The organism is Lelliottia jeotgali (assembly GCF_977070485.1).
Genome location: NZ_CDRVFO010000016.1, coordinates 24,521 through 47,600, shown reverse-complemented (window position 1 = coordinate 47,600; position 23,080 = coordinate 24,521). Strand labels below are relative to the sequence as shown.

Annotated in this window: 17 protein-coding genes and 1 pseudogene; 7 read left to right on the top strand and 11 right to left on the bottom strand. The window is 62.6% G+C overall.

Features of this window, described 5'->3' with window-relative positions:
• Positions 1–10 precede the first annotated feature (10 nt).
• Positions 11–565, top strand: coding sequence for a PqiC family protein (locus ACW4TB_RS21315; protein WP_279931538.1), 555 nt, complete (start codon positions 11–13; stop codon positions 563–565).
• Between the two features lie 31 nt (positions 566–596).
• On the opposite strand, the gene ACW4TB_RS21310 is transcribed toward ACW4TB_RS21315, so the two are convergent.
• The gene (locus tag ACW4TB_RS21310) at positions 597–2,666 is read right to left on the bottom strand and encodes a hybrid sensor histidine kinase/response regulator (RefSeq protein WP_279931536.1); all 2,070 of its coding nucleotides are present in this window, start codon (positions 2,664–2,666) and stop codon (positions 597–599) included.
• Between the two features lie 169 nt (positions 2,667–2,835).
• On the opposite strand from ACW4TB_RS21310, the gene ACW4TB_RS21305 reads away from it, so the two are divergent.
• The 6 genes from ACW4TB_RS21305 (at position 2,836) to ACW4TB_RS21280 (ending at position 10,900) form a co-directional block, all read left to right on the top strand.
• A complete protein-coding gene (locus ACW4TB_RS21305; protein WP_279931535.1) occupies positions 2,836–3,756 on the top strand; it encodes a bestrophin family protein in 921 nt (306 codons plus the stop codon).
• A 135-nt stretch (positions 3,757–3,891) separates the two neighbouring features.
• Complete coding sequence (locus tag ACW4TB_RS21300; protein ID WP_279931534.1) at positions 3,892–4,899, top strand: zinc-binding alcohol dehydrogenase family protein; 1,008 nt, start codon at positions 3,892–3,894, stop codon at positions 4,897–4,899.
• Between the two features lie 11 nt (positions 4,900–4,910).
• The gene (locus tag ACW4TB_RS21295; protein ID WP_254467816.1) at positions 4,911–5,294 is read left to right on the top strand and encodes a hypothetical protein; all 384 of its coding nucleotides are present in this window, start codon (positions 4,911–4,913) and stop codon (positions 5,292–5,294) included.
• A 229-nt stretch (positions 5,295–5,523) separates the two neighbouring features.
• A complete protein-coding gene (locus tag ACW4TB_RS21290) occupies positions 5,524–8,058 on the top strand; it encodes an HWE histidine kinase domain-containing protein (RefSeq protein WP_279931533.1) in 2,535 nt (844 codons plus the stop codon).
• A gap of 192 nt (positions 8,059–8,250) precedes the next feature.
• On the top strand, positions 8,251–9,624 hold the full coding sequence (locus ACW4TB_RS21285; RefSeq protein ID WP_279931532.1) for an APC family permease: 1,374 nt from the start codon (positions 8,251–8,253) through the stop codon (positions 9,622–9,624).
• 88 nt (positions 9,625–9,712) lie between these two features.
• Positions 9,713–10,900 (top strand): MFS transporter, encoded by a 1,188-nt coding sequence (locus tag ACW4TB_RS21280; RefSeq protein ID WP_012314426.1) that lies wholly within the window; start codon positions 9,713–9,715, stop codon positions 10,898–10,900.
• Between the two features lie 69 nt (positions 10,901–10,969).
• Here ACW4TB_RS21280 and ACW4TB_RS21275 read toward each other — a convergent pair whose 3' ends face one another.
• The 10 genes and pseudogenes from ACW4TB_RS21275 to ACW4TB_RS21230 form a co-directional block, all read right to left on the bottom strand.
• On the bottom strand, positions 10,970–11,935 hold the full coding sequence (locus ACW4TB_RS21275; protein ID WP_254467813.1) for a 2-hydroxyacid dehydrogenase: 966 nt from the start codon (positions 11,933–11,935) through the stop codon (positions 10,970–10,972).
• Positions 11,936–11,944: 9 nt separating this feature from the next.
• A pseudogene (locus ACW4TB_RS21270) lies at positions 11,945–13,236 on the bottom strand (MFS transporter).
• 61 nt (positions 13,237–13,297) lie between these two features.
• Positions 13,298–14,248 carry a sugar kinase gene (locus tag ACW4TB_RS21265; RefSeq protein WP_279931531.1) on the bottom strand — a complete coding sequence of 317 codons (951 nt, stop codon included), beginning with the start codon at positions 14,246–14,248 and terminating at the stop codon, positions 13,298–13,300.
• Positions 14,241–15,020 (bottom strand): AP endonuclease, encoded by a 780-nt coding sequence (locus ACW4TB_RS21260; RefSeq protein WP_279931530.1) that lies wholly within the window; start codon positions 15,018–15,020, stop codon positions 14,241–14,243. The genes ACW4TB_RS21265 and ACW4TB_RS21260 overlap by 8 nt, the downstream gene beginning before the upstream one ends.
• Positions 15,021–15,092: 72 nt before the next feature.
• Entirely contained in the window at positions 15,093–16,115 is a 1,023-nt protein-coding gene (locus tag ACW4TB_RS21255) for a LacI family DNA-binding transcriptional regulator (RefSeq protein ID WP_279931529.1), read from the bottom strand.
• Between the two features lie 248 nt (positions 16,116–16,363).
• Positions 16,364–17,611, bottom strand: a complete 1,248-nt coding sequence (locus tag ACW4TB_RS21250) for a cytochrome c (RefSeq protein WP_012314420.1) — start codon at positions 17,609–17,611, stop codon at positions 16,364–16,366.
• Between the two features lie 11 nt (positions 17,612–17,622).
• A complete protein-coding gene (locus tag ACW4TB_RS21245; RefSeq protein ID WP_012314419.1) occupies positions 17,623–19,407 on the bottom strand; it encodes a GMC family oxidoreductase in 1,785 nt (594 codons plus the stop codon).
• Between the two features lie 3 nt (positions 19,408–19,410).
• On the bottom strand, positions 19,411–20,148 hold the full coding sequence (locus ACW4TB_RS21240; protein ID WP_012314418.1) for a gluconate 2-dehydrogenase subunit 3 family protein: 738 nt from the start codon (positions 20,146–20,148) through the stop codon (positions 19,411–19,413).
• A 228-nt stretch (positions 20,149–20,376) separates the two neighbouring features.
• Positions 20,377–21,660 carry an OprD family porin gene (locus tag ACW4TB_RS21235; protein ID WP_012314417.1) on the bottom strand — a complete coding sequence of 428 codons (1,284 nt, stop codon included), beginning with the start codon at positions 21,658–21,660 and terminating at the stop codon, positions 20,377–20,379.
• Positions 21,661–21,712: 52 nt separating this feature from the next.
• On the bottom strand, positions 21,713–23,029 hold the full coding sequence (locus ACW4TB_RS21230) for an MFS transporter (RefSeq protein ID WP_012314416.1): 1,317 nt from the start codon (positions 23,027–23,029) through the stop codon (positions 21,713–21,715).
• Between the last annotated feature and the right edge of the window lie 51 nt (positions 23,030–23,080).

Below are 23,080 nucleotides of genomic sequence, written 5' to 3'. Positions count from 1 at the left end.
AGTGTTGAGCATGACCCCGTTGCCAAGGATTACCCTGCTGGTCGCGCTGATGGCATTGGGCGCCTGCCGCAGTGACCCTATCCAGTTCCACACCCTGACGCCGGCACAGCCGGCACCCTCCTTTCACACGGCCCCGGACGAGATCCTCATCGAAGGTGTCAGCGTACCGCCGCAGGTTGACCGGCCCCAACTGGTCATCCGTCAAGGCGACAGCAGCCTGGCCATTCTGGAAACCCAATGGTGGGGCGCTACCCTGGTGGATGAGTTGCGCAGCGCCCTGGTCGACCAGCTGAGCAATACACGTCCTGCGCGAAAGCTGTCACTGCGGGTGGATGTGCAACGCTTTGATTCGGTGCCCGGGCAGTATGCCCTGCTGGACGCACGATGGCGCTTGCGAGCACGAGACGCCAATACCCAGCTGAGCTGCCGCAGCACCCTGCAGACGGTGGCCGGCAGCAGCATTGATGACGTGGTGATCGCCCAGCAAGCCAACGTCAAGCGCCTGGTGGCACTGATCAGCCAGGCTGCTTCGTCGACGAACAGCACTTGCCCTGTCGAGCGCTGATCAGCGGCCTTGCAATAGCATCGTCCAACAGTTATCGGCTTGAGTGTCTAAGCAGCGCATTGACGTTCAGGGTCAGCGCTTCAAGTGAAAACGGTTTGGTAAGCACTGCCGTATGCGCTTCCATCGGGGCCTCGTCCAGGACGTGCGGCTGCGCATACCCGGTCATGAACAACACCGGCAACCCAGGCCTGCAAAGGCGCGCCGTCTTCGTCATCTGCCGGCCGTCAATCCCACCTGGCAGGCCTATATCCGTCACCAACAGATCGATGCGGGTATCCGAGCGCAGCAGTTGCAGGCCCGCCAGGCTGTCAGCAGCTTCAATCACCACGTAACCACAGCTGCCCAGGGTTTCGCTTACAAACATCCGTACCGAGGGCTCATCGTCGACCACCAATACCGTCGCACCGGAAAGCGCAGGTGGTGCCTTGACCGGAGTGCGCAAAGGCTCATCTCGGTCAACTCGGGCGGCTTGGCTGGGCAACTGAAGGTATACGCGGGTGCCTGCGCCCTCCTGCGATTCTATCTTCACCTGCCCCCCTGACTGTTTGGCGAACCCGTAGATCATCGACAAGCCCAGCCCGGTGCCTGCGCCAACCGGCTTTGTCGTGAAAAAGGGCTCGAATACGCGGCTAAGTGTTTCGGCATTCATCCCGATGCCATTGTCAGCCACGCAAACCGTCAAATACGTTCCGGGGGGCAGCTCCGGATCCAGGCCCGGCCCTGGCTGCAGCGCCTGGTTGAACGTACTGACAGATATCTCAGCGCCGCCGGCGTCACGGCTATTGATACATAAATTGAGCAGCGCATTTTCGACCTGCGCCGGATCGACCAAGCACGTGCTGGCCTTCGCATCGAGCTGCACCCGCAGGTTGATCGAAGGGCCGACCGTCCGACGAATCAGCTCTTCCATGTCGCTGATCAAGGTATTCACGTCAGTATGCTCAGGCAGCAACGTCTGGCGACGAGAGAAGGCCAGCAACCTGTGCGTGAGCGAGGCAGCGCGCTGCGCCGCCCCCTGCGCCACCGACAAGTACCGCTCCACGTCCGCGACATGCCCCTGCTTCAGGCGCAGCCTGATCAAGTCCAGGCTGCCGGTGATACCCGCCAGCAGGTTGTTGAAGTCGTGGGCAATCCCCCCGGTCAGCTGGCCGACCGCTTCCATTTTCTGTGACTGACGAAGCGCCGCCTGAGCCGCTTCACGCTCGGCAACGGCTTGCTCAATGCGAGCTTCCAGCGTGCGGTTAAGCTCAAGCAACTTGGATTCAGCATTTTTCCGGGCCGTTACATCGATAGAGGACCCGATCAGCCCCATGACTTCTCCGGTGTCGCTCAACAGCGGGGCCTTGATGGAAAGCCAGTAAGTCGCCGAGCCATCGGGCATGTCGACCCGCTCCTCGATCTGCTCGGCCACACCACCGTGCATGATGCGCTGATCTGTTTCCATCACCTGGCGAGCCTGGGCTTTGTCCTCCAGGAACTCGATATCGGTCTTTCCCAGGTAGAACTCCGGCGGCTTGCCGATCAGTCGCGTGGCACCATGATTGGCCACCAGCATGCGTCCTGCCAGGTCCTTGGCATAGACAACTCCTGGCACTGCTGCCGTGAATGTTCGCAGCAGGGCCGACATCCTGTCGCGCTCAGCCTCTGCCGAGCGGCGCGATTCGATATCCATGAGTATGCCAGGGAACCGCACAGCCACACCTTGCGGGTCGAGCTGTGCACGGCCATTGGCCTCGACCCATCGATAGTCGCCATCATCGTGTCTAACCCGGTATTCGCACCTGAATGCACCACCGCGGCCCATCACTTGCTGGATGTCGGCCCAGACCCGCTCACGATCGTGCGGGTGTATCGAGGCAAACGCTTCTTCAATCGGGATGCCTGCCATGCACCTGTCGGCGGGCAGCCCGAAGGACCGGGAGAAGCGTTCATCGGCTGTGACCTGGTTATTGGGGATATCCCATAACCAGGTGCCGATGATCGCGCCAGCATCGAGCGCCAGCTGCAATCGCTCTGCAGTATTGGTTGGAAACGCATGTTCCTGGCTCTGCGCTGCAGATGCGCCAGTAGGGCTGTAAATGCCAGGACTTTCGCGATCCATAACCTGTCTCTTAATGGCAACTGTCGGCCATGGTCGCATAACTGCGCCAAGCGCCGGAAGGCTCACCATGCTTAGGCTCAAGATTAAGCTGCGATTAAGTCTGGCACCTTAACCTGTCCCCAGCAAAGGCGCTTTCGCCCGCCTTTTTGGGCTTACAAGGAGTTCTGCCATGACCCATGCACTGGATATGAAATGGAAATGCCTGGCCAGGACGGTGACATACGTCGGATGGTCGCTGCTCTGGTTATTGCTGTGGGACGTGGTCGTTACCCTTGATGCCATGCTGGTCACAGGCTACGGCTTTGAGCTTCCCCTGATGCCCCTGACGCTCTTGTGCTCCGCGCTGGTGGTGCTCATCAGCTTTCGCAACTCCAGTGCGTACAATCGCTGGTGGGAGGCCAGGACACTGTGGGGGTCGATGGTCAACAGCTCCCGCAGCCTGGGCCGGCAAGTGCTGACGCTCATCGACGATACCCATGGCCTCAACCCGGTCAAAGCCCAACTCATGCGGCGGCATGTGGCTTACCTGCATGCTTTGCGCATGCACCTGGGCGGCGACAAGAACCCTGAAGCGCTGGCCTCGTTGCTCACTGAAAGTGAGCGGGCCCGCCTGGCGGAAACCAGCAATTTGCCCAACGACATTCTTAGCGGTTCGGCAGAACTGATCACGCGCGAGTTCAGCGAAGGCCGGCTGGACAGCATCAGGCTGGCGCGCATCGAGTCGACGCTGGTAGACCTTTCAAACTGGCAAGGTGGCATGGAGCGTATCGCCAATACACCGCTGCCCTACCCTTATGTGTATTTCCCAAGGCTGTTTGGCACGCTGTTCTGCATCATCATGCCGCTGAGCCTCGTCCCCTCCCTGGGCTGGTTCACACCGGTGGTGTCGACGGTCGTGGGCTGCATGCTGCTGGCCATGGAGCGCATCGGCACGGACCTTCAGGCGCCTTTCGGCAACAGCCAGCACCGCATCCGCACCGAAGACTTTTGCCGCAATATCGAAAGCAACCTCAAGTCGATGTTCAACTCGCCAGAACGAGGGGTGCTGTCGGTATGCGGTGAGCTTACGCCAGCACTCAAGAGGCTTTGACCGCGCTGATCGAAACATGCAGGCATCGCCGGATTTTCACTGGAAAAGTGAAAGTCTTATCTCACTCCCCCTGTTTTTGACTTAACGCAATGCAGGTAGCCTGACCAGCACTCCCCCCTTATAGAGGTAATGGCAATGAAGGCCATTGTATTCAACCAGCCCGGCTTGCCCATTGAAGACCCGCAATCGCTGTATGAGGCAGACCTGCCCAAGCCAACCCCGGGTGCCCGCGATCTGTTGGTCGAAATCAAGGCCATTGCGGTCAACCCGGTCGATACCAAAGTGCGCGCATCACGCAGCGCAGAGCAACCCCAGGTGCTGGGCTGGGATGCTGTAGGTATCGTGCGCGAGGTCGGCAACGCAGTGACACTGTTCCAGCCCGGCGACGAGGTGTTCTACGCCGGCGCCATCGACCGCCCTGGCAGCTACAGCGAGTATCACCTGGTGGATGAACGCATTGTCGGGCACAAACCCCGCAGCCTGGACAATGCCAGCGCAGCGGCGTTGCCCCTGACGTCCATCACCGCCTGGGAACTGCTGTTCGACCGGTTGGGCGTCGAGCAGTACGGTGGCAAGGGGCAAAGCCTGCTGATAATTGGCGCCGGTGGCGGCGTCGGCTCGATCCTGGTGCAACTGGCCAGGCAGCTCACCCAACTGACCGTAATCGGCACGGCCTCCCGCCCGCAAACCCAGCAATGGGTCAGCGAACTGGGCGCCCATCATGTCATCGATCACACGGTTCCGATTCCACAACAACTGGCGGAACTCAAGCTGGAGCCAGTGGATTACGTGATCAGCCTGACGCACACCGATACTTACCTGGCGCAACTGGTGGAAGTGCTTCGGCCGCAAGGCAAGCTCGCGCTGATCGATGACCCCGTACAACTGGACGTCGTGCCGCTCAAACGCAAGTCATTGTCCCTGCACTGGGAGCTGATGTTCACGCGTTCGCTGTACACGACCGAAGACATGATCAAGCAGCATCAATTGCTCGAGCGCGTATCGGCCCTGGTCGACGAGGGTGTGCTCAAAACCACCGTAGGCGAGCACTTCGGCGCAATAAACGCTGACAACCTCAGGCGCGCCCATGCCCTGCTCGAAAGCGGTAAGGCCCGCGGCAAGGTCGTGCTGGAAGGTTTCTGAACCAAAGGTTCATGGCAAAACTGCAGCACCCGGTGATGATGTGCATCGGCGTGTTGGCCACCCGGATACCGGATCACATGGGAGCATCACTGCTGTGCCCCGAAGGCGCTCGTTCTGCCAAAGCAGGCGCAAGGAGTGCCACAGCAGCCAAGCCAGGCTGCATCCTTGAGCCTTGGGCGGTATGGTACGGGGCATTGCGCAACCCAACTGCCAAGGAGGTGGCCATGGCGCTGTTCTGTAGGTTGAGTTTGTTGACCCTGCTCGCTGGCATGCTGCTGGGTGACATCGTGATCGCCACGGTAGGCCTGGTCGGCGTGTGCGCAGCTGCCGTATACCTCGACATCCGCCAGGATGCACACAATGATGCGCCCAACGAACCGGACTTTCTGGCATAGGTAGGCCCGCCCCGGCGTCCTTGGCTCAAGCCTGAGCATTCACGCCAATGCACCGCTGCCCGATGATGGCAATTTGGGCGATAGCTCGCGAAACCTCTGCGACGCCAAGGTGACTAAGCCATAGGCGCAGGCTAGACTCGCCCATGAAAGCGACTGTGAACACTGCGTTTACCTGAACATGCTCGGCGGTCACACAGGCAGCCGGCCTTTGCACTGCCGGCGGGAACCCATGACCTTGCAACCTGACGTCAATTTGACCAATTGTGATCGCGAACCGATCCAGATACCGGGCAGCATTCAGCCACACGGCTGTCTGCTCGCTTGCGACGCCTCTGCCAGCCTGGTCCTGCGCCACTCCTTAAATACCTCCCAAATGCTTAGCGTGACCGGCGGCGTCAATGGTCAGAGACTTGAGGCGATCATCGGAATCGAGGCTGCCCACACGGTTCGCAACTCCCTGGCACGTGTGAAGGAAGCTTCCCGGCCAGCGCTGTCATTCGGCGTGCCGCTGGCTTCAGGCCAGGCGTTCGATGTGTCTGCCCACCTGTTCAAGGGTACTGTCATCCTCGAATTCGAGCCCGCCAGCCAGAGCATCGCCGAACCGATCGAACTGGTGCGCACGGTCATCGCCCAGTTGCGCGAGATCGACCGCTCCGACAGGCTTGTGGCCGATACCGCCAAGCGTGTTCGTGCACTGCTGGGTTACGACCGCGTGATGATCTATCAGCTCGGCGCCGACGGCGCTGGCAAGGTTGTAGCCGAAGCCCGGCGTAGCGGGCTTGAAAGCTTTCTGGGGCAGTACTTTCCGGCATCGGATATTCCCCAGCAGGCCCGTGCGCTGTATGTGCGCAACCCTGTGAGGGTGATTGCCGACGCCAACTTCAAAACCGTGCCGCTCGAGCCGGTGCTGGATTTGTCTGGCGAGCCGCTCGACCTGTCCTACGCGCACCTGCGCAGCGTTTCGCCGATTCACTGCGAATACCTGAACAACATGGGCGTGGGCGCATCCATGTCCATTTCAGTGATCGTCGACGGTGCCCTTTGGGGGCTGATCGCCTGCCACCATTACGCACCACGCACGCTGAGCATGGGCCAACGGGTCGCCGCAGAAATGTTCGGCGAGTTCTTTTCCCTGCATATCCAGACACTGCAGGCCAGGCAAACCCTGGAGGCCGCCGCCCACGCCCGGCAGGTGCTCAACAACCTGCTGCACGATGCCCACCGCACAACGGACATCGATGAACTGCTGCGCGCTCGCTTGAGCGACTTCCAGGCCCTCATCCCCTGCGATGGCATTGGCATGTCGTTGCAAGGCCAATGGACCGTGGCCGGGCTGACGCCGCCAAGGCAGGCGGTGCCCGGGCTGCTCAGCTTCGCCGAGGGTGTTGCCGAGGGCCGCACCTGGGCGTCGAACTGCCTGTCGCTGGCGCACCCTGCAGCACAGGACTATGCCATGGAGGTCTCGGGGGTACTGATCATCCCGATGTCGCAGCACCCACGGGACTACCTCATGCTGTTTCGCAAGGAGGTGATCGAAACCCTGGATTGGGCCGGCGACCCCAACAAGACCTACGAGAGCGGGCCCCTGGGTGACCGCCTCACCCCCCGCAAGAGCTTCGCCGTGTGGAAGCAGACAGTCCACCACCACTGCCTGCCCTGGTCCGAGCAGGACCGTCAGTTTGGCGAAGCCATCCGCGCGGCGGTGGTCGAGGTCGCGCTGCACAACAGCGAGCTACTGGCCGATGAACGCTCCAAGGCGCAGGTTCGCCAACGCATGCTCAACGAGGAGCTCAACCACCGGGTGAAGAACATTCTTTCGCTCATCGGTGCGTTGGTGGCCCACCCCACCTCAGAACACCAGACCCTCAACGGCTATGTGGCGACGCTCAAGGGTCGGATCCAGGCGTTGTCCCTGGCACACGATCAGGTGGTCCGGGGTGACGGTGGTGGCCGTTTTGCCAACTTGCTGGAGGCCGAACTGTCGCCGTACCGCACCAGCGCCGATGCACTGGTACTCACCGGCCCCGCGCTGTTGCTCGATGCCCGCGCCTATTCGGTGATGGCTTTAGTGCTTCATGAGCTGGCGACCAACGCGGCAAAGTACGGGGCCCTGTCCAGGGCGGGCGGCAGGTTGTCTGTCGACTGGGTTGTCGACACGGGCGGGGCCTGTGACATCACGTGGCGCGAGAGCGGCGGGCCAACGGTACGGGCACCGACGCGCAGCGGCTTCGGCTCTGTTCTGATCGAACGAAGCGTCCCATTCGACCTCGGTGGCAGCAGCACCCTTGAATACAGGCCAGAGGGCCTGCAGGGGTTCTTCCGGATTCCGGCAAAGCACCTGACGCTGGTCGAAGAGCTCGCCAGCGATACCCCGGCGGTTGCACAGCAGCCACAGGTAGACTGCAGCAGCCTGGTCAGCGCGCGTGTGCTCATACTCGAAGACCAGTTGGTGATTGCGGTTGGCCTTGAGCAGATTCTGGCCGATGCACAGGTGCAGGATGTGCTTACCGCAAGCTCCGAAGCCGAAGCCCTGAAGCTGCTTGCCAGCCACACGCCGGATGTCGCAGTGCTGGACATCAACCTGGGTACCGGCACCTCCATTGCCGTGGCCGAAGCCCTCACAAGCCTGGGTATCCCCTTCCTGTTCGCCACCGGCTATGGCGACAGCCTGAACATCCCTGACCATTTGAAGCATGTGCCGGTGGTGCGCAAGCCCTACGACGCAGCCTCGATCCTGCACAACCTGGAAAACCTGCTGGCCTAGCGCGTCACCTGCGCGTGGGGACCGTGCGGCGGTCCCTGCACGGGCTCCCCCCAAAGGGTGATTTCGAGTGCCCCGCGAGTGTGGGAGCATTCCCACGTCCCACCTCAAGCTCTGCCCCTGATCCAACGCCATCAACAGTATCGAGCCTGCTCGCATATTGCGGCGTCCTGCATCCAGAACCAGGAGTCAGCAATGCATACAACAACAAATACAGCCCATCCGCCCCACCCTGCGTCGCACCCCACCGCTTCAGGCCGCTTCAGAAAATCCATGGGCATGACCGCGCTGGTGCTGTTCGGCCTCGCCTACATGGTCCCCCTGGCCGTCTTCACCACCTACGGGCTGGTCACCCAGATGACCAAAGGGCACCTGCCCACCGCCTACCTGCTGACCCTCGCCGCCATGTTGCTCACCGCCTACAGTTACGGCCGCATGGTCCAGGCGCACCCCTACTCCGGCTCGGTCTACACCTACACCCGCAAGGCTTTCGGCAGCCACTTCGGTTTCATCGCCGGCTGGACCCTGCTGCTCGACTACATCTTCCTGCCCTTGCTCAGCTACCTGCTGATCGGCATCTACATGTCCGAGTATTTCCCGTCGGTGCCTGCGTGGGTGTGGGTGCTGGGCTCAATCGCCCTGGTCACCTTCCTCAACCTGATCGGCATCGAGTCGATCACACGGGTCAACTGGATACTGGTGGTTGCGCAACTGGTGTTCATCGCCGTGTTCGTCGCGCTGTCGGTGCGCAACCTCAGCGAGCAGAGCGCGCCGGTGTCATTGCTGGCACCGTTCCATCATGAGGGCTTCAGCGTTCCGCTGGTCATGGCCGGCGCTGCGGTACTGTGCCTGTCTTTTCTGGGCTTCGACGCCGTGTCGACCATGGCCGAGGAAACCAGCGACCCGACCCGGCGTATCCCGCAGGCAATCATGGCAGTGTCGGTGATCGGTGGCCTGCTGTTTCTGCTGGTGTCGTATTGCGCCCAGATGGTCTTCCCCGATTGGGCCTCGTTCGCTGACCCGGACTCCGCCTCGGTGGATGTGATGCGCCATGTCGGTGGCGAACTGCTGGTGACCGGCTTTACCGCTACCTACGTGGCCGGCTGCTTCGCCTCAGCCATGGTGTCCCAGGCCAGCGTGTCCCGCGTGCTGTTCGCCATGGGCCGCGACGGCGCATTGCCGCGGGCCTTTGGCCGCCTGGTGACGAAAAAGCGCGTGCCGGCCACGGCGATCATGCTGGTCAGCACCCTGTCGCTGGTCGCTCTGTTCATCACCCTGGACACTGTCGCCAACATGATCAGCTTCGGCGCGCTGTTCGCCTTCTCGGCAGTCAACCTGGCGGTGCTCAAGCATTACCTTGTCGACCAAAAGCTGCGTGGCACACGCAACTGCCTGCTGTATGGCGCGCTGCCGGCGCTGGGTTTTATGAGCACACTGTGGCTGTGGAGCAGCCTGTCGAGCATGTCGTTCACCATCGGCCTGTGCTGGATGGCCGCAGGTTTCGTCTGCCTGCTGGGGCTGACCCGCGCGTTCCGGGTGAAACTGCCCGACCTGCAGATGACAGACTGATCCGGCAAGCCGTCATCCTCGACGCTCAGGGCGCGAATTGACTATGATCCCGACTTGAACGTTTCAGCATGTTTCAATAGGGACTCAAATGTCTGTTCAGGAAATACCGCCGGTCGCCCTCTCCAAAGGCGAAATCGGCAAGATGGAAGCCGCCATGGCCTTGGGCAGTTTTGCCATTGGCACCGGCGAATTCGCGATCATGGGGCTGATGCCGGACATCGCCGGCAACCTGCAATTGAGCGAACCGCAGGTAGGCCATGCGATCAGCGCTTACGCGCTGGGCGTGGTGGTGGGTGCGCCGGCGCTGGCCATTCTTGGCGCCAAGCTGCTGCGCAAGCACATGCTGCTTTTGTTGATGGCGCTGTATGCCGTGGGCAACCTGGCCACCGCCTTCGCTCCGTCGTTCGCAGGCCTGGTGGCCTTCCGCTTCATCAGCGGCCTGCCCCATGGGGCGTACTTCGGCATCGCCGCGGTGGTTGCCTCGAGCATGGTGCCGAGCAACCAGCGCGCCGGTGCCGTGGCCCGGGTAATGATGGGCCTCACACTGGCCATGTTGCTGGGTAACCCCGTGGCGACATTGCTGGGGCAGTACTTTGGCTGGCGCTCGGCGTTTTTGCTGGTAGGCCTGATCGCTGTGTGCACCATCGCGCTGGTCTGGCAGTACGTGCCGCAGCGTCGCGATGAAGCACGCAGTGACCCACGCAAGGAGCTTAAAGCCTTCACCTTACCGCAAGTGTGGATGGCGCTGGCCATCGCCTCGATCGGTTTTGCCGGCATGTTCTGTGTGTTCAGCTACCTCGCGCCGACCATGCTAGAGGTGACTCAGGTCGCCCCCCAGTGGATCCCCTTCGGCCTGGCCGCATTCGGTATCGGCGGCATCATCGGCAACATTGCCGGCGGCAAGCTGTTCGACCGGCTGCAATTCCGCGCCGTGGGCATCGTACTGGTGTGGTCGACCGCCGTGCTGTTGTTCTTCACCTTCGCTGCCCATGCGCTGTGGACACTGCTGCTGGGCATCGGCCTGGTCGGCACCATGATCGCACTGGCCGCCCCCTTGCAGATCCGCCTGATGGACATTGCCCACGAAGCCCCGAGCCTGGCAGCAGCGTCCAACCATGCAGCCTTCAACCTGGCCAATGCCTTGGGGCCTTGGTTTGGCGGCATGGCCATCAGTGCCGGACTGGGCTGGACCAGCACCGGCTATATCGGTGCCGCTGCGGCGCTGGTAGGTCTGGGGATCTACGCGGTGGCACGGCGGATGAAGGGTGGCCAGTAGTCGCCTACTGCCTATCGAGCGCCGCACGAGCGGCGCTCGTTTTAGCCAGGCGTTACTCCCCCAAAACCACTAGACCTCATTCACCAGATTCGCCGGCCTCTGCCCCGCCAACGCGCTCAACAGGTTCTCTACCGCACAGCGCGCCATGGCCTCACGGGTTTCGTGGGTCGCCGAGCCGATGTGCGGCGTGGCCACCACGTTGTCCAGTTGCAACAGTGGTGAGCGGGCCGGCAACGGCTCCTGCACGAACACATCCAGCCCGGCGCCGCGGATGCGCTTGGCCTGCAACGCCGCAAGCAGTGCCTGTTCATCCACCACACGCCCGCGGGCAATGTTCACCAGGATCGCCTCGGGCTTCATCAGCGAAAGCTCCCTTGCGCCGATCAGGCCTTCGGTGCTGGCGCTCAAGGGCACCGTCAAACAGACAAAATCCGCCTCGCGCAGCAACTCGTCCAGGGTGCGATACCGGGCACCATAGCGGGCCTCCACCTCTGGTTTGGCCCGCGAACTGTGGTACAGCACGCGCATGCCGAACCCGGCCGCACCACGGCGGGCCAAGGCCTCACCAATGCGCCCCATGCCGACGATGCCCAAGGTCTTGCCATGCACGTCACTGCCAAAATGCGCCGGCCCAAGGTTGGCCTGCCAATGGCCGTCACGTACCCAGCCGGCCAGCTCCACCACCCGCCGGGCAGTGGCCAGGATCAAGGCAAAGCCGGTGTCGGCGGTGGTCTCGGTCAGCACATCAGGGGTGTTGGTCAGCATCACGCCACGGCGGGTCAGCTCGGCAACGTCGTAGTTGTCGACGCCAACCGACACACTGGCCACCACCTCAAGCTGTGGCGCCAGGTCCAGCAGGCTGCTGTCCAGCCGCAAACTGGCGCCCAGCAGGCCATGGGCACCGGGCAAGGCATCGCGCAGCCGGGCCAGGCCATCACTGCCGGAGGTATCCACCCAGGTCACCTCGACCTGCTGTTGCAGGCGCGCCAGCAGGGCCTCGGGCAGGCGCTTGTAAAGGACGATTCGCTTTTTCATAGCCGTTTCCTATTGGCTCATTGCCAGGCGCTGGCTGCGGGGCTTGGCCTGGCCTGAGGTTTGTGATGTTTTCAGCACAGCCGTGAGCGCCACTGCCGTCAGCAGCGCACCGCACATGAACAGGTACGAAGCGCCAGGGCCACCGGTGGCGCCGTTGAGATAGCCGACCAGCCACGAGCCGCCAAACGAACCCAGCGCGCCCATGCTGTTGATCAGGGCCATGGCTCCACCGGCCACGTTGCTGGGCAGGATCTCCGGCACGATGGCGAAGAACGGGCCATAGGGGGCGTACATGCAAGCCCCGGCGACCACCAGCAGCGCATAGGACGCCCAGAAATGCTCGGTGCCCAAGGCGTAGGAGCCATAGAAGGCCAGCGCGGCAATCAGCAAGGGTGGCCAGACGAAGCGCTTGCGCTTCTGCAGTTTGTCAGAGGCCCACGACACCCCGACCATGGCCACGACCGCTGCCAGGTAAGGCACCGAGGCCAGCCACCCGGCCTCGACAATGTCGACGTTCGCCGCCTGCTTGAGGATCGAGGGCAGCCACAGCACGAAACCGTACACCCCGATGCTCCAGCAGAAATACTGCAGCGACAGCACGATGACCTGCGGCGAGCGAAACGCCTCGCGGTAGTTCTTAACCGGTTTGATGCCTTGCTGTTCAGCGGCCAGTGCCTGTTCGAGCGCGGCTTTCTCCTGCTCGCTCAACCACGTCACCTGAGCTGGCCGGTCGTCCACCAGGCGCCACCAGACGAACGCCCAGAGCACCGCAGGCAGGCCCTCGATTATGAACATCCAGCGCCAGTCGAATGCTTGATCAGGTACCCCGAGACCACCGACATCCACAGGATGGTCACCGGGTTGCCCAGCATCAGGAAGGTATTGGCGCGCGAGCGTTCGGCGCGGGTGAACCAGTGGCACAGGTACACCAGCATCGCCGGCATCACCGCCGCCTCGACCACGCCGAGCAGGAAGCGGATGCCGATCAGCAGGTAGACATTGCTGACCATGCCGGTCAGGGTCGCCAGGCTGCCCCAGAGGATCAGGCTGACGAAAATCAGCTTTTTGACGCTGCGTTTTTGCGCGTAGATGGCACCAGGCACTTGGAAGAAGAAGTACCCGAGGAAAAACAGCGCCCCCAGCAGGGACGACAGCGCCGGGGTGATCTTCAGGTCATCGGCCATGCCCGAGGCGGCGGCGAAGCCGTAGTTGGCACGGTCGAGGTAGGCCAGGCTGTAAGTGACGAAGACGATCGGGATGATGTACCACCAACGGCGTGGGGCGAGGCTTGTCGATTGCATGATGCGGCTCCTGAGCTTGTTGTTTTTGTAGCAACCGGCCGGCGTACCGGCGATCAAAGTTTCAGGCACTCTTGAGTAACGCGTACGCTTCCAGCTCCCGGCGCAGTGGCAAGCCTTCCATGTCGCCGCGCGATTGCACGGCGCGGCTGCCGCACCAGTTGCCGCGAGCCACCGCCTCAGCAAGCGGGCGGCCTTCGAGCAGGCCGCTGACCACGCCAACGGCAAAGGCGTCGCCGGCACCGACGGTGTCCACCACCCTGGCCACCGGCACAGGGGCGACCTGCCCTTGGCACTGGGCATTGCGGTAGTAGGCACCCTCACCGCCCAGCTTGATGACTACGTGCTCGACACCACGGTCGAGGTAGAACGCGGCGATGTCCGCCGGGGTTTGCAGGCCGGTCAACAGCCGCCCTTCCTCGAGCCCTGGCAGCAGCCAGGGCGCCTTTACCGCCAGCGCATTGACCTCACGGACCATGCTCGCGCAGTCAGGCCACAGCGACGGGCGCAGGTTGGGGTCGAAGGAAATGCTGCGCCCCTCACTGCGCATGCGCTCGACCAGTTCATGGGCCAGCACCCTGCAGCCGGCCGACAGCGCCAGCGGAATACCGGTGGCGTGCAGGTGGCGGGCCTGCAGCAACGCCGGGCTGAGCTGCGCCAGCGATAGGTGGCTGGCCGCAGAGTTGCGGCGAAAATACTCCACCACCGGGTCGCTGCCATCGTCGCTACGGCCCTTGAGCTGGAAGCCTGTCGGGTGGTGGTCATCGACCTCCACGTGGCTGCAGTCCAGGCCCTCTTGCTGCAGGGTGTCGAGCACGAAGCGGCCCAACGAGTCGTTGCCCACCCGGCTCAGCCAGCGCACCCGAAAACCCAACCGGGCCAGGCCGATGGCCACATTGCTGTCGGCGCCGGCAATGCGCTTGGTAAATGCCCCCACCGCCGCCAGATCACCGACCTGCTCGGCAACGAACATGGCCATGGTTTCGCCAAAACACAGCACGTCATGCTCAGGCATGGCTCACCTCCTCGGTCATGCCGATGCGGGCCAGGTTGTTGACCTGGGCGCGGGTCAAAGCCAGCAAGTCAGCCCCGGCCAGCGGGTACTCCACGGCGCGCATCAGCCCGGGGGTGAACTCGGCGAACATTGCCTCCCAGGCCATCAGATCCCGTGCCTGCGGCACAACGGCCACCAGGCGCCCGCTGGCCTCGCGCTGCACTGCCTTGCAATGCACGTAACGCACCCAGCGACCGAGCAAGCGCGCTGCCTGCGCGGCGGATTCACCCTGCCATTGCCAGTTGCCGATATCGAAGGTCATGCCCAGCGCCAGCCCCTGGGCCTCGCAGCGCTCAAAGAACTGCAGCAGCGGCGCGATGCGCCCGCCCTGCGCGGTCTGGTCGTTCTCCACCAGCAACAGTGGGTCACCAAGGCACAGTTGCGCTTGCAAGGCCGCCAGGTCACATGCGCAAGCGTAATGCCCCAACGACACCTTCAGCGCCACGGCGCCGAGTGCGCGGGCAAGCGCCAGCTTGGCAGGCAAGCGCGCGTCCAGCTGCCCTTCAGGCGTCCACAGCTCCAGTGGCGAGGAATACAGGCACTGCAACTGCAGCGCGTTGATTGCCGCCGACAGCGCGGCGGCATCCGGGGCCTCGTCGAACAACTCTTCGCGCAGTTCGACACGTGTCACGCCGGCAGCGGCCAGCAGTTCAAGGAAGCTCTCCTGCCCACGCTCCCGGACCAAGCTGGCACCGTAGCTGGAGAGGCTGATGGAAACGGGGTTCGCGTGCATTGTTTTTGTCCTTATGAAACCGGTTTCATTTTTTGGCTGCAACAATGGCCGGCGTCGTTGCCGGCCGTTTCTTCATTCGCGTAGTTGAGTGGAACCTCGGATGATCAACTTTGCCTTGAAGTCCAGGCGCCGTGGCGCCCCGCTCTCGCCGCGCAGGCGGTCGTGCAGGCAGTCGAAGGCGGCCACACCGATGCGTTCGGTGGGTTGGGCGAGCGCGGTAATGCCGCTACCGACCAGCGGGTACCAGTCCAGTTCGTCCAGCGCAATCAGGCCGACGTCCTGGAACAGGTTGCAACCAGCGTCGTGCAGTACCCGGGTCACCGCCAGGGTGGCCACGCCGTTGAAGGTGAAGATCGCCTGCGGCCCGTGCCCATTACTGCCGAGGAAGGCGTCAAGCCGGGCGTGCAGGCTGCTGTCGATCTCCACCAGTTGCTGGCGCATGCCGGCGCGACGGCTGATCGAGGCGGTGAACGCCTGCGTGCGTTCGAGCCGGGAGCTGGTGCCGTCCAGTGGTTCGGTGACCGCCAGGATGTCGCGGTAGCCACGCGCCTGCAGGTGGTCCAGGGCCTGCTCGATGGCCTCGGCGTTATCCAGCCCTACCAGGTCTACGTTCAGCTCCGGCAGTTGCCGGTCTACCAGGACCATGGGCATGTCACGCTGCAGGTTGAGCAGTTCGCCGGGGTGATGGCCAAGGGTATTCACGATCAGGCCCTCGACGTTGTAAGACTGCAGGGCCGCCAGGTGATGGCGCTCCTGCTCGTCGTCGCGGTTGGTGTTGCATACCACAAGGCTGTAGCCGTGCTGACGGCAGGCGGTTTCGACGCCGTGCATCACCGCGACTGAATAGGGGTTGAGGATGTCTGCTACCAGCATGCCGATCAAACGCGTCTGGCCACGCTTGAGGCCGCGGGCCATCTGGTTGGGCCGGTAGCCCAGGCGCTCGATGACTTCTTCAAGGCGCTTGGCGGTAGCTTCGGCCAGCAGCTGGCGATCGCCGCCAATGTAGCGCGACACGGTGGCCTTGGAGACGCCGGCAACGCGTGCGACCTCACTGATGGTCACGCGTTCGCGGGAATGGGCAGGCAAGTCGGTCATTTCGGTCCCTTGTGATTATTGTCGGTGACGGTGACTGAAACCGGTTTCAATACATCAAAACCGCGCGGTTTCGTCACCTACCGTTCGTCGGGATTCTACCTTTTCTTGCGCACTGCCCCACCCAATTTCTACAGCCGACGCCAATCCTGTAGGAGCCGGCTCGCCGGCGATCACCGGCAAAGCCGGTGCCATGCAGCTGCGTCTGCATCGCCGGCAAGCCCCTCAAGGTATGACGCCGGGCGCCGGCCTTAGCGGATGGCTTTCACATCACTGGCCGAAACAGCACTGCCTTGGTTACCCCAACTGGTCCGGATGAAATTCACCACCTCAGCCACTTCCTGGTCGCTCAAGCGCCAGCCGAACGCTGGCATGGTGAGATTCGACGGCGCGGTATGCGTCGCCGGCACCGTGCCGCCATCCAGCACCACATGGATCAACGAGGTGGCATCGGCCGTCTGCACCACCGGGTTGCCGGCAAGCGCCGGGAACACGCGGGTATACCCCTGGCCGTCGGTACGGTGGCAGGCAGCGCAGTTGTCGACGTACACCGCCGCACCCGGCTTGCTGTCATCCCCGTTCCATAAAGCCTGTGCCACGTGCTTGTCGTACACATGCGGCTGGTCGTGCGGGTCGCTTGCCGGTAGCGTCTTGAGGTAGCGGGCAATGGCCGTCAGGTCGGCATCGCTCAAGTGCTGCATGCTGTGTTCGACCACATCGCTCATGCCGCCGAACACGGCACTGCGGTCACTGCGGCCGGTTTTAAGGAACTGCACCAGCTGTTCCTCACTCCAGCTACCCAGGCCGTCCTTGTGGTCACCGCGCAGGTTCTTGGCGATCCAGCCTTCCAGTGGCGCACTGCCAGCGAGGAACTGCTTGCCATCAGCGGGGCTCAGGGCCTCTTCCTGCATGGTCAGGGCACGCGGGGTATGGCACGCGCCACAATGGCCCAGCCCCTCCACCAGGTAGGCGCCGCGGCTGACCACCGGGTCGGCACCGGCCGGCGCTTGCCAGGCTTTCACCTCTGGCGCGAACACGCCACGCCAGATCGCCAGCGGCCAACGCATGCTCAGGGGCCAAGGGATGTCGGTGGCCTTGTTTGGCTGCGCCACCGGTTGCACGCCTTGCATGAAGTAGGCGTACAAGGCGCGCATGTCCTCGTCCTTGACCCGCGCATAGGACGGGTACGGCATGGCCGGGTACAGCGTGCTGCCGTCCTTGGCCACACCTTTGCGCACGGCCAGGTCGAAGTCTTCGAAACTGTACTGGCCGATGCCGGTGGCATCCGGTGTGATGTTGGTGGAGTACACGGTGCCGATGGGGGTTTCCATCGGCAGCCCACCGGCAAAAGGCTTGCCGCCCTTGGCGGTATGGCAGGCCACGCAGTCACCGGCACGGGCCAGGTACTCGCCCTTCTTCACCAGCGCATCGGTAGCTTCATCAGCCTGGGCAGCCAGGCCCGTGCCCAGCAGCAGGGTCGCGATCAACAGTTTTTTCATGCCATCGCTCCTCAAGCCTGAACCAGCGGACCGGGGTTTTTCAGGTACTGCTCCCGGATGGCCCGCGCCGACCAGTAGGTCAGCGCAGCCACCAGGCCGGTGGGGTTGTAACCCAGGCCTTGGGGGAACGCCGATGCGCCCGGCACGAACACGTTGTGCACGTCCCAGCTTTGCAGGTAGCGGTTCAAGGCACTGGTTTTGGGGTCGGTGCCCATGATTGCGCCGCCGTTGAGGTGGGTGGTCTGGTAGCTGGCGGTGTTGAAGTGCTCCTGGACCTTCTTGCCTAGCACAGCGATGGCCTTGGGGTTCATCGCCTGGGCGATCTTGCTCAGCTTGTCGACCATGAACTGGTTCATCTTGATGTCGTTTTCCTGCCAGTCGAAAGTCATGCGCAGCAGCGGCTGGCCGTAGGCATCCCGGTAGGTCGGGTCGAGGTCCAGGTAGTTGCCACGGTACGACTGGTGCGCGCCGTGGGCGTCCATCGACAGCTGGTGGGTGTAGTAATCGGCCGTGGCCTTCTTCCAGGCACTGCCCCAGGCGGGCGTGCCGGGCGGGTTGGCAATACCGGCAATCGGCCGGCTGCCGGCCTGGTTGACCCACATCGGCGAGCCGCCGACGAAACCGTGCGGCCCATGGTCGAAGTTGTCGGCGTTGAAGTCGTCGATCGCCACACCGTTGCCGCCGGCGCCGATGAAGTTGTTGGTGTAGGTGTCCTTGTCGAAGAACGCTTTCACCGTGCCCATGTTCTGGTAGGCGAAGTTGCGCCCCACAACCCCTTCGTTCTTGATCGGGTCATAGGGTTTGCCGATGCCCGACAGCAGCATCAGGCGCACGTTGTTGAACTGGAACGCGGCAAGGATGACGATGTCAGCCGGCTGCTCCACTTCCCGCCCCTGGGCATCGATGTAGGTCACCCCGGTAGCCTTGCGCTTGCTGTCGTCCAGGTTCACCCGCAGCACATGGGCATTGGCCCGCAGCTCGAAATGGGGCACCTGGCGCAGCGCCGGCAGGATGTTCACGTTGGGTGACGCCTTGGAGTACATGTAGCACACGTACCCGCTGCAGAAACCACAGAAGTTGCACGGCCCCATCTGCGCCCCATAAGGGTTGGTGTAGGGCCCTGATGTGTTGGCCGAAGGCAGGTTGTAGGGCTTGTAGCCCAGGCTGGCGGTTGCCTTCTGGAACAGCTGCGCAGACACCACGTTCTTCTGCGACACCAGCGGGAAGGGGTTGGAGCGGTCCGGTGCATAAGGGTTGCCACCCTTCCCTTCGCCGACCACCTTGCCGTTCACGGTCCAGGCCTGGCCCGAGGTGCCGAAGACCTTCTCGGCGAAGTCGAAGCAGGGCTCGAGCTCCTCGTAGCTCACGCCAAAGTCCTGGATCGTCATGTCTTCAGGAATGAAGCGTTTGCCGTAGCGCTCTTCGTAGTGGCTGCGCATGCGCAGCTCCATCGGGTCTACACGAAAATGCACGCCGGACCAGTGCAGGCCTGCGCCGCCCACGCCCTTGCCGGGCAGGAAGGCACCGAGCTGGCGGTTGGGCAGCGCGACATCGTTGACGCTGTGGCGGATGGTGACGGTTTCTTTGGAGACATCCACGAACAGCTTCTTGCGCACGCTGTAGGTCAGCTCATCGATGACCTGCGGGTAGCTGCCTTCGGGGTAGGTGTCCTGCATCGGCCCGCGCTCCAGCGCGACCACCTGCAACCCGGCCTCGGTGAGTTCCTTGGCCATGATGGCGCCCGCCCAGCCGAAACCGACGATCACCGCATCGACCTTCTTCATTGCATTGGCCATGCCTTACGCCCTCTCGCCACGAATCGATACTGCCGGGAACGGGTAAGGCTCATTGCGCTCGACCCAGTCCATGAAGTCTGCACGGGCGCCGGGGAAGCCGATTTGCGTCCAGCCGACCATACCCTTGTTGCCACCGTGAATCGGGTCGCAGAAGAACCCCTCGCGGGTGTTCTGCACCAGCAGGCTGAAAAACACCTTGGCAGGCAGCTGTTCGAAAACGATCTCACCGGCTTCGATCTTGCCGAGAACTTTGTCTCGGGTAGCGCTATCTTGCTCAGCAAACGTTTTACCGCTGGCGTTTTTGCACCATGCATCCGCAGCGGCGATGCCCAGGCGGTAGATTTGCTGGGGGCTCAGTTGCAGCTGGTAGCCAAGCTCTGGCGCGGCGTCGGCCTTGAACGGGCCCTGCATGTACCACTGGGCACCTGTGGCATAGGGGGTGTTCATCTGGCGATCAATAAACTCGGCGGCGCCTGCTTCGAGTGCGCCGGGGCCCAGCTCGTCAGCGGGGATGATGCGCGACACCGCCGCCTGTACAAAGGCCCATTCTTCGGCGGTGAAGAAAGTCGGCTGGTAATGGCCAGGGGGCGGTGTAGCAGGCACCTTGGGTTCGCGGGCCGGCTGGGCCAGCAGCTGGCCGGCACCCAGGCCGGTGCTGGTAGCCACGGTGACCACGGGAATAAGGGTCAACGTTTTGCGCAGAAAGTCCCGGCGCGGGTTGTCGGGGGCATGCTCAGGCATTGCAAATCCTCATCAGCATTGGGGCGGCCTTGGGTTGCGCCGTCTGGGTTTGGATCAGGGAGAGGCCCTGAGAAAGCCGCGTAATCTAGCTGGTTCGGAAACATTTTGAAACCGGTTTCATAGGGAGCACCAGGCTCTCCCAATACCGTTAACTTGATGACATGCACCCAGAAATGCCCCTTCCAACGCACCCGATATCAACCTAAGAGCACATTTGTACTCCACCTCTCAAAACTCGACCGTGTACCCCACGATCACCCGATTTTCATCCGCCGCATCGGCAAAATTGGAGCGCATGGTCGCATTGCGCCAACGCAGCGCCAGGCTCCTGAACACCCCCGACTGCACTACATAGCTGATGTCGGTGGTCCGCTCCCACTCCTCACCTTCGCCACCCCGCGCGGCCAGCGCCCGGCCTTTGCTGCTGGCAATCCGCTGTGGGTCGATCTGGTCACCCTTGACGTAGCGCACATTGAACGTCAGCCCCGGGATGCCCAATGCTGCAAAGTTGTAGTCGTAACGCAGCATCCATGCCCGCTCGTTGGCCAAGGCAAAAGTGCTCACCTGCTGCTCGCTGAACAGGTAGGTATCGGTCCCACCAACATACGCGTAGGCGGTATTTCCACTGGCCTTCTGGTAACCACCGCTGAAGGTATGCCCGTGCAGGCCATAGCCGATGTTGGTGCTCAAGGTCCGGTTATCCACCTCGCCCAGCAACGCCCTGCCCTGGTCGTGCGCGTTGAACCAGCGCCATTCGGTGAATGCCTCCCCCGGCCCAAGGCCGGCCCTGTACTTGAACCCCGCAAAGTCCCGCTGGAACAGGTCTTCAAGCTGACTGGTGTGCACGCTGAGGGTCAGGCTCTTCGCCGGCTGATAATCGACACCCGCGTAGTACAGGCGGTCGCTGGTCACCGTTGCCGAATAGGCGCCCTGTTGCGCCATGGCGGTCAGGCTTTCAAAGTCGGTGGAGTCGCGCAGCTTGGTGGCATCGACCTGCAGCAAGGTAAAGGTGAAACGGTCCAAGTCCTTGCTGACCAACTGGGTACCCTTGAACCACTGCGGGAACAACCGGCTGTAGTTCGACGCCAGCAATGGCAACTGGGGGCTCAAACCACCCAGCTGCAGTTGGGTCTGCGAAAGCTTCGCCTTGACGGTGGCAACCGCCTTGCCATAGCCATCCACCGCGCGCCTGTCACTGCCGCGGGGCAACAGCCCGCTGCCGCTGCGGTCCGGGGATGAATCGAGCTTGACGCCGAGCATCCCTGCCGCATCCAGGCCAAACCCGACGACACCTTCGGTGTAGCCCGATTGCCACTTGAGCAAAAAGCCCTGGGCCCATTCACCGCGCCTGGACTGGCTGGCAGCAGCACCGTGAAAGTCGCGATCAAAGTAAAAATTGCGCAGCTCCAGGCTGCCTTTGCCGTCAGCGACAAAGGCCGCCTGGGCCGATTGCCACGCACAGCACAACGCCGCGAGCATCAGTGATGCCCGCCGTGAGACGGAAGTGTTCATGGGTTATGCCTTGTTATTGTTCTTGTTGTTCAGCGTCAAGGGCTTGCCAGGTTCAGACCTTGGGGTTTCTGACGTAGCGCATCACCACCAGGCAGGCGAGCAGGATGAGCGGTGCAATCGAGAGCATGCCCATGTATGTGCTGCCTGTGATGTCGTTGATCTGCCCCACCATCACCGGTGCCACGATGCCGCTGAGCTGGCCCACGGAGTTGATTGCCGCGGTACCGGTTGCAATCGCCAACCCGGAGAAGGTCGACTGCGGGATGGTCCAGAAGATCGGGATGGCAATGAACGTACCCGCTGTCGCCAGTACCAGCGCCGCCATCATCGCCCAAGACGAGCCCGAGAACAGGCACGCGAGCAAGTAACCAACGGCTGCGGCCAGCAAGCAGTACACAAGGTAGCGCTTGCGCTCGCCGGTGCGGTCCGAGCGCCGGGTGAGCAGCACCATACCGACGCACGCCACCGCATAAGGCAGCGCAGACAACACACCGACCCACAGCATGTCCTGTACCCCTGAAGACTTGATCAGGTGCGGCATCCAGAAATTCAGGCCATAGGACGCGCTTTTGATCACGTAGTAGATGAACGCCATGATCGCCACCTCTCGGGTCAGCAGCACCCGCCACAGCGAACCCAGCACCGGTTTGTCCGCGCGTTTGTCCTGGGCAAGGTTTTCCTGCAACAGGGCTTTCTCTTCAAGGGTCAGCCACTTGGCCGACGCAATGTCGCGATCGAGCTTGCACAGCACCAACACGCCCAGCACCACGCACGGCAAGCCCGACATCAGAAACAGCCAGTGCCAGCCGGCAAGGCCCAGCACACCGTCCATGGTCCCCAGCAAAAAGCCCGCCGCAGGGCCGCCAACCGCGCCAGCCAAGGGCACAGCCAGAAACCACAGCCCGTTCATCTTCGCCAGGTGCTTGCGGGGGAACCAGCAGGCCAGATAGAACAGGATGGCCGGCCCGAAACCAGCCTCCATCACGCCGATCAGAAAACGCAGGAAGTACAGGGTGTAATGGGTATAGGCAAATACCAGAGCCGCAGTAGCCAGCCCCCAGGACACCATGATCCGGCAGATCCACGCCGGCGCGCCGTAGCGCTTCAGGCCCAGGCTGCTCGGCACCTCGAACAGCACGTAGCCAATGAAGAACATGCTCGCGGCCAGCCCGTAGGCCGCGTCGCTCAGGCCAAGCTCGGCCTGCATCTGGGTCTTGGCGAAGCTGATGTTGATGCGGTCGAAATAGGAGAACAGGAAACAGATGATGGCCAGTGGCATGATGCGCCAGGCCACCCGCCGGTACAGCAGCAGTTCATTGATGTGACGCTCATTGCGCTCACGCGCCAGAACACCGGTCAAGGCAACCATGGTGGATCTCCATTCTTGTAATTATTGGAGAGCGGCGGCGCCCTTCAGGGC